This window comes from Streptomyces sp. NPDC006335 (assembly GCF_040612795.1).
Classification (GTDB): Bacteria; Actinomycetota; Actinomycetes; order Streptomycetales; family Streptomycetaceae; genus Streptomyces.
The window spans coordinates 103,313-111,754 of record NZ_JBEXQX010000010.1 but is presented as its reverse complement, the minus strand read 5'-3'; the positions used below and the strand labels follow the sequence as shown (position 1 = coordinate 111,754).

Genomic DNA, 8,442 nt, shown 5'->3' with positions numbered 1-8,442 from the left:
GTGGGGCGGGTACCGGCGCGGACCAGGAAGGGGACCGGCAATCGGCATTGCTGGTCGGATCGGTGCCGCCCGCCGGATTGCCGGATCCTTGCCTGGATCAGGCACCGGGGTCCTCGGCATGATCGGGGCCGTCGAGATGCCCGGCGGTGCCTCTGGACCCCCAACGGCGCCGCCTGTGGAAACCGGTCCGGTGAGCGCGATCCGCTCATCGGGCCGGCTCGACGCGTACCGGTCGGACCGGCCCGGTGCCTGCGCCCGACCTCTGCCGGACAGGCCAAGAACCCGCGACCGTATGCGAGGAGAGATCACGTTGAACGCCCCGGACAAGGCACTTCTGGAGTGGCTGGAGCAGCCGTCCGCCGACCGGGGGCTGCACTTCGCCGCCGCCGGCGACAGCTGGGACTTCTGGTCGTACGCCGCCCTCGCCGATCTGACGCTGCGCGCCGCCGCCGCCCTGCACGCACACGGTCTGCGGCACGGTGACGTGGTCGCAGTGGTCCAGCGGTCGAGCCCCGGCTTCGCGGCCGGCTGGTTCGGCGCGATCGCCGCGGGCGGCACCGCCTGCTCGATCGCCCCGCCGTTCGCCTTCCAGCGCGCCGACGACTACGAGAAGCACGCCACGCACCTGTTCGAGACGGCCCAGCCGGCCGTGACGCTGTGCGACGAGGACTCCATCGAGAAGGTACGCAAGATCACGGCGGACCTCGGGCTCCCCGAGCCGGTGCTCTTCGACGAGTTCGTCGCGGACGTCGCACCGGCCGAAGGGCCGTTCCCCGCCGCGGAGTTCGCACTTCTCCAGTTCACGTCGGGTTCCAGCGGCTTCTCCCGCGGCGTTCAGGTCACCAACGCGGCCCTGCGCGCCAATGTGACGGCCATGCGGCGCTGGCTCGACTGGTCGCCCGACCTGCCGGGCATCGCGTGGCTTCCGGTCCACCACGACATGGGCCTCATCGGTTGCCTCATCAACATCGTCACGACCGGGTGCGACGGCTGGATGCTTCAGCCGGAGGACTTCATCCGCTCCCCCGAGCGCTATCTGCGCTGCATCAGCGAGCATCGCGTGGGCCTGGCCGCGATGCCGAACTTCGGCCTCGCGTACATCCTGCGCCGGATCAAGCCGCAGGACCTCGAAGGGCTGCGCTTCGACTCGCTGCGCTCGATCATCCTGGGCGCCGAGCGCATCGACCCGACGGTCCTGGAGAAGTTCCACGAACTGCTCTCCCCGTACGGATTCGACCGCCGGGCCCTGCTGCCCGCGTACGGCGGCGCGGAGGCGACCCTGGCCGTCACCGGGCTTCCCATCGGCGAGGGCTGGACGGCCCTGTCTCCTGAGCACGGTGGTGCGGCGGCCACGGCGGGCGGGCGGATCGTGGGCTGCGGGCGTCCGCTGGAGGGTGTGTCGGTCACCATCACGGACGACGACGAGCGGCCCGTACCGGACGGCACGGTCGGCGAGATCGTCGTCACCGGCGCCTCGGTCGCGACCAGCTATGTCGGCGACCCCGGCTCCGCCTCGGGCACGAGCATCGGCGACGGCACGCTGCGCACGGGTGACGCGGGCTTCCTGCACGACGGACAGCTCTTCGTCGTCGGCCGTCTCGGAGACGGGCTGAAGGTACGTGGCCGGATGGTTTTCGCCGAAAGCCTGGAGGCACAGCTCGTCGAGCGGGGCATTCCCGAGCGACGGGTGGCGGTGCTCCTCGGACACCGCGACGGCGTACCGAAGGCGACCGTGGTCCTGGAGGCCGCCAAGCCCGACTGGTACGTCCTCGCGGGCACCGTCCTGCGCGAGTCGCTGCCGGACACGGAACTGACGGCCCTCGCCGTTTCCCGTGGCGGCATCGCCGTCACCTCCAGCGGCAAGCCCCGGCGCCGTGTCATGTGGGCAGCTCTGTGCGACGGCAGCCTGCCCGGCAGCACCGTCACCCTCTGAGAGGGCATCTGAAGACGGGTTCTGGCCGCAGTACCGACATGAGTTCCCGCTCTGCGACTGGATGCCCGGTCACCGCCGGGCATCCATGGTCCGCCGGCCCTGGGACGCGCTGACCTTCCCCACCTCGGCGTAAAGATCAGCTCATGGTTCTCCAGCGGGCAGAGACAGTAACTGCCTTGCCCTGATAGGAAATGGCCACACTTCGGTTAAGAGGGATAACTCCTGCGCGCTTTGTGACGCGGACGCACCCGTCGGCCTGAGTGACCCTTCGACCACCCTCAAGGCCACAGGTCTGACGGTGCGTCAGTTCCTAGGAGATTCTGCATGGCCAAGATGGTCCACGCCGCCCCGGGACGTCCCGCGCGCGCGGCAGCCAGGAGCGGCAGACGGGCCAGGGCGCTCACCGTGGCGTCCACCGCCGCGGTCGCCCTCATCGCCGTCACCGCGACCGCCACCGGCGCGGTCGCCCAGGCAGGAACGGCCGGGCCGGGCGCACCCGAGCGAATAGGGACCGCCCCGCGCGTCCCGGCGGGTGCGACGGTGACCGGCGCGACCCCGTCGGGAACCACGCTGCACCTCAGTGTGAACCTGGCCCCGCGTGACCCCCGGTCGCTGGCGGACTTCGTCACCGCCGTGTCCACGCCCGGGAACGCCCAGTACCACCACTACCTCGCCAAGGGGCAGTTCGCCTCGGTCTTCGGTCCCACGCCGGCCACCATCGCGGGAGTGACCCGGGCGTTGAAGGCGGCCGGTCTCTCACCCGGCAAGGTCAGCCCGGACGGCCTGTCCGTCCCGGTCACCGCCACCGCCGCACAGGCCTCCCACGCCTTCGGCACCGGCTTCCGCAACGTCCGGCTGAAGGACGGCAGCACCGACTACCTCAACACCTCGGCCCCCTCGCTGCCCGCGAGCGTGGCGTCCTCGGTGACCGGGATCGTCGGCCTGAGCAGCGTCAACACCGTCAGCAGTCATCACTCCGCGGTGCGGCGCCCCGCGAGTCGGCACACCTCCACCGACTCCCGTACCTCCGCCACCCCCACGACCGTCTCCGGACGCGGTTCGCGCGCGGTGACCGCCGCCTCGTACAGCCCGGCCCTCTGCGCCGACTTCACCGGCTCGGGTCTGACCGACGGCGCCGACTACTACAGCCCCGGCAAGCTGGCCGGCGCCTACGGGATGACCAGCTCCGCCACCGCGGGCGCGGGGCAGACCGTGGCCGTGTTCGAGCTGGAGAACGTCGACGCGGGCAGCATCGCCGCCTACCAGGCCTGCGCCGGTACCGACACCTCGGTGTCCCACGTGTACGTCGACACCACGGCGGGCGCCGGCGCGCCGGCCACCGACGGATCGGTCGGAGTGGAGTCGGCGCTCGACATCGAGGACCTGATCGGTCTGGTGCCCGGCGCGAGCATCATCGACTACCAGGGTCCGGACGCCGGGTCCGCGACCGACCAGAACGTGCTCGACGTCTACCAGCGGATGGTCACCGACGACCAGGCGCAGGTCATCTCCACCAGTTGGGGTGAGTGCGAGGCGGTCGAGAGCAGCGCGACCGCGAACGCCGAGAACACCGTCTTCGCGGAGGCCGCCGCCCAGGGGCAGAGCGTCGTCGCCGCCTCGGGCGACGACGGCTCCAGCGACTGCTACCAGGCGACCGGCTCCACGGCCAAGGCCGTCGACGACCCCGCGAGCCAGCCCTACGTCACCGGGGTCGGCGGCACCACCATGACCACCTCGGGCTCCACCAGCACCCAGACGACCTGGGGCAACGCCGACGGCGGCACCGGCGGCGGGGTCTCCTCGCGCTGGGCGCCCGTCGTCTACCAGGGCGGTGTCGCCACCACGACCAAGCGGGCCGTCCCGGACGTCGCCGCCCTGGCGGACCCGGCCCACGGCTATCCGGTCTACCTCCAGGACGACAGCCAGTCCTCCAGCCCGATTCCCGGCATCGTCGGCGGCACCAGCGCCGCGGCGCCGACCTGGGCCGCCGCGATCGTCCAGGCCAACGCGGGTACGGCCTGCCAGGCGAACGGCCGGGTCGGCTTCCTCAACAACGCCCTCTACCGGGCCGCGCGCGCAGGCTACCCGGCGGACTTCTGGGACGTGACCAGCGGCAACAACTCCGTCCACGCCACCGGCTACACGGCGGCGGCCGGATACGACGAGGTGACCGGCCTGGGCTCGCCCAGGGAGGCCGGCCTGACCTCCGCCCTGTGCGCGGCCCGGGGCACCGCGGCCACCGGCGCCTCCACCTTCCACGCGCTCAGCAGTCCCAAGCGGCTGCTGGACACCCGCAACGGCACCGGCTGGGGCCTCAGCTCCATCCCGACCACCAAGCCCCTGGTCGCGGGCGGCACCGCCCCGGTCAAGATCGAGGGCGCCGCGGGCATCCCCAGCAGCGGCGTGACCGCCGTCGTGCTCAACCTCACCGTCACCGGCACCACCGGCGCGGGCTCCCTGATCGCCTGGGCCGACGGCACCAGCAGGCCCTCGACCAGCAACCTCAACTGGACCGGCGCGAGCCAGACCATCGCGGCCTCGGCGACCGTGAAGGTGGCCGACGACGGCGTGGTGGACCTGTACACGAGCAGCACCACCCACCTGATCGCCGACGTGCAGGGCTACTGGACCAGCGGCACCACCGGCTCGAAGTACACGGCCCTGAACCCGGCCCGCCTGCTCGACACCCGCTCCAAGGTCGGCATCTCCACCACCAGCAAGATCACCGACGCGGTGGTCAGCCTCAAGGTCCGCGGGCATGGCGGCGTACCGACCGGCGCCACCTCGGTGGTGCTCAACCTGACGGCCACCCAGACCGTCGGCGGGGGATACCTGGAGGCCTACCCCGAGGGCGCCACCCGCCCGACCGCGTCCAACGTCAACTGGTCGGCCACCGGCACCACCATCCCCAACCTGGTGGTCGTGCCGATCGGCAGCGACGGCAACGTCAGCATCTACGTGCACGGCACCAGCCATGTGATCGCCGACGTCTCCGGCTACTTCTCCACCAGCGGTTCGACCTTCGACACGGTCACCCCGCTGCGTCTGCTGGACACCCGCAAGACGACGGCGCTGGGCTCCGGCAAGACGCTGGCCGTGCAGATCGCGGGGATCGACGGCATCCCGTCCACCGGCGTCAAGGCCGTCGTGCTGACCGTCACCGTCACCGGCACCACCGGCAGCGGCTACCTCACCGCCTGGGCCGACGGCGGCAGCCGTCCCACGGCCTCCAACCTGAACTGGGCGCAGGGCAGGACGATCGCCAACCAGGTGATCGTGCCCGTCGGTTCCGACGGCAAGGTGGACTTCTACACGAGCAGCACCACCAACGTGATCGCGGACGTGGCCGGCTACATCGCCTGACGCGCACCTACGACACGACCGCGAAGCCCCGTCGACCATCCCGGCCGGCGGGGCTTCGACGCGCCTTCTCGATGATCTCAGGGATGAGGGTCGTCCCCGGTTTCCCCCTGCGTCGGCCCGGGATCGTCCCCCAGCTCCTCCTCGATCCGCTTGATGAGCGGGTGGTCCGGGGGATGCACCCGCCGGTAGATGTCCCGTGCCGTGGTCAGGTCCTCCCGCCAGCGCGGCGGCTCGCCCCCGCTCCCCTTGCGGATCAGGGCCCGCCGGTAGCGGGCCTCGGCCACGTAGGGGTGCTGGGAGCCGTACTTCTCGGTGTAGATCCGGATGGCGTTCTTGACCTCCGTCAACGCCGCCTCGCTGTTGCCCTGGTCGTGGAGGAGGTGCGAGTAGCGGACCAGCGCGCAGGCCCGGTCCGGGTGGTCCCGGTCCCCGTCCATGTGCGGGGCGGACAGCACCTGGTCGAAGATCCGTTTCGCCTCGGCGAGCAGACGCTCGGCCTCCCGCTCTCCCGGCGAGGTGCGCTCGCGTGCGGGGGAGCGCCGGTCGTCCCGCCCCCGGTACCGCGCGGCCCGCCGCCTGAGCGTCTCGCCCAGGTGCACGGACGAGGAGAGCACGATCGGATGGCTCACCGCGTACCCGGCGCACTCCAGGACGTCCAGCGCGCTCCTGAGGTGCTGCTCGGCTCCCTCCAGGTCGTCGGAGTCCAACAGGGCGAGCCCGAGCGCCTGGTGGACGAACGCCGTACGGTTGCGCCGGGCGGGCTCGCCGTCCCCCGGCGCCCGTTCCAGCAGGTGGAGCGCCTCCCGGTGCAGGCTGAGCGCCTCGTCGAGCAGGCCCTGCCGCCAGCGGACGAGGCCGAGGTCGCACAGTCCGTCGGCGATCTTCACCGGGTCGGACTCGGACAGCCTCCGCAGGCGCAGCAGCGTCTGGGCCGCGGCTTCGGACGCCCCGTCGAAGTCACCGAGCTCGCGCAGGACCCGCCCGAGCTGCATACGGCTCTCCAGCGTCCTGGGGTCGCGGTCGCCGTCGAGGCGGAGCCGGATGTCGAGCGCGTTCTCGGCGAAGCTGCGCGCCTCGGGCAGCTCGGCGCTGAGCACCTTGAGCCGGCTGAGGGAGACCAGAGTGTTGGCGACGAGCGAGTTCTGCCGGCCCCAGAGGTTCTCCCGCTGGCGCAGGGCGTCCGTCAGGAGCCGTTCCGCCTCGGTGCGGTCGCCCTGCACACGGAAGTACTCGCCCATGCTCTGCAGCAGCGTCGAGGTGTTCTCGTCGACGACCCCGAGCCGTCCGCAGTGGTCGAGCACCACCCGGGCGTGGGGGAGCAGTTCGACGCACCGGGGCCAGGTGCTCTCCTGCTCCGGGTCCTCCGGGAACCAGCCGTTGACCAGGCACACCGCGGCCGCCGCGTGGAACGTCTGCTCCGTCGCCGGCATCTCCTCGCGGATCACGGCCTGCACCTGGGTGTGCATCACCAGCTTCGCCTCGCCGGTGAGCAGCGAGGAGTTCCTGGCCGTGTCCTTGATACGGCGGTCGCGTGACTGCTGTGCCAGTCCCTCGGCGAGGGGCCTCGGCAGCAGGTCGGTGCGCTGTTTGTCGGCCTCGAAGAAGTAGCTGGGGATGCCCTGCGGCGCGAGGAAGGCGCACAGCCGCAGCAGCAGTCCCGCGAGCGCGTCCTTCGTCTCTGCCTGGTTGAAGGAGTGGATCCAGGCCGGGGCACCGCTAGGGCTGGTCTCCGGACGGGCGGAGGGAGCGACCTGTGAGGGAAGGTCCAGGGCCTGGAGGTAGGCGTCTATGTCGGGTTCGTCGCGCAGGGAGGCCGCCGCGGGCTCCAGGGCCAGGGGCAGCCGCCCCAGCCTGTCGACGATCTTCGCCAGTCCTGCCTCGTCGTCGATCCCGCTCTCGTTGCGCAGGAAGGCCACGGCCTCCTGTGCGGTGAACGCCTCCAGGGCGATGCGGTGGTGGGGGGCGCTGCGCTGCCAGACGGGATTGACAGAGGTGATCAGGACCTGCCCGCCGTTCCCGGTGTCGGGCAGCAGTTGCCGGATGGTGGAGTCGTCCTCCGCCCCGTCGTAGATCAACAGCGCCCTGGTCCTGGGTAACTCGTGGGACAGCAGGTGCTGGAGCGTCTGTTCCGGATCGCGGTCCTCGTGCTGGGCCCGGGTCCCCGACTGCTGATCGCGCAGGTCCTGGAGCCGGTGCGCCAAAGCGAGGAGACTCGCGCGGGCGGTGGGGGCGTGGGCGGCCTCGATCCGCCAGATGACGTCGAACAGATCCTCGTGGCGGCGGGCGTACTCCAGGGCCAGCCGCGTCTTGCCGATGCCGCTGAGGCCGTGGATGGCGCAGGTGCGGCCGCCGCCCGAGACGTTCACCGTGCCGAGGACCGCGCGCAGCTGGGCGAGTTCCTCGCGCCGTGCCGCGAAGTGCGACACCGCCCGTCGGTCCAGGTTGGTGACGAGGGGGCCGAGGGCCGGATAGCGCGGTTCGGTCTCGCCGACCACATGGGGGGCCGTGTACTCCGGCAGGGGGACCGCGCCGGCCTGGTGCAGCCGCGCGTCGATGGTGGCCGCCGCGTCGTCGGCCGTACGGGCGGCCAGCGTCAGCACCTCGCAACCGGCCCACCGCGTCAACGGCGGATGGCGGTGCGTGGTCACCAGGGCGAGTACGGATCTGCCGCGTGCGCGGGCCACGCGCGCGTGCTCGGCCGAGTGGTCCGCGTCCTCCAACGCCCGGGACACGATGATGAGTTCGTGATCGGGGGCGACCTCAGGCGGAGGCGGCACCAACTGCTCCGACGGTGCCCACGGCCGCGTGGAGGTGAGGTACCCGATGCGCCGGAGGCGCCAGGCCAGCCAGTGCGCCCAGGGTTCGTCGCCGTGCGGGTGGCTGATCAGCACCTGCGGCGGAGTCCCGGCGGCGCGCGCCCGCAGGGAGTTCCCCGAGTAGGCGCCGAGGCCGGTGCCCGCGGCCAGCAGGCAGATCACCAGGAACTGCGCCCATCCGCCGACGAACTTGACCCCGGCGAGGGCGCCCGCGGCCACGGCCGTGCCCGTGACGGTCAGCACCTGATCCAGACGTCGCCTGCCCCGACTGTTACGGCGCATGGGATCCCCCCGCCCGACACCGTTCCCCCATGTGAGGCAACAAGTATG

General features: G+C 71.8%; 3 protein-coding genes. 2 read left to right on the top strand and 1 reads right to left on the bottom strand.

From position 1 onward, the window contains the following. The first annotated feature begins 310 nt into the window (after positions 1–310). Positions 311–1,933, top strand: coding sequence for an AMP-binding protein (locus ABZ098_RS26730; RefSeq protein WP_356595237.1), 1,623 nt, complete (start codon positions 311–313; stop codon positions 1,931–1,933). A gap of 324 nt (positions 1,934–2,257) precedes the next feature. Further along, positions 2,258–5,296, top strand: coding sequence for a S53 family peptidase (locus ABZ098_RS26725; protein ID WP_356595235.1), 3,039 nt, complete (start codon positions 2,258–2,260; stop codon positions 5,294–5,296). Between the two features lie 77 nt (positions 5,297–5,373). On the opposite strand, the gene fxsT is transcribed toward ABZ098_RS26725, so the two are convergent. Continuing rightward, positions 5,374–8,394, bottom strand: coding sequence for an FxSxx-COOH system tetratricopeptide repeat protein (gene fxsT, locus ABZ098_RS26720; protein WP_356595233.1), 3,021 nt, complete (start codon positions 8,392–8,394; stop codon positions 5,374–5,376). Positions 8,395–8,442 lie beyond the last annotated feature (48 nt).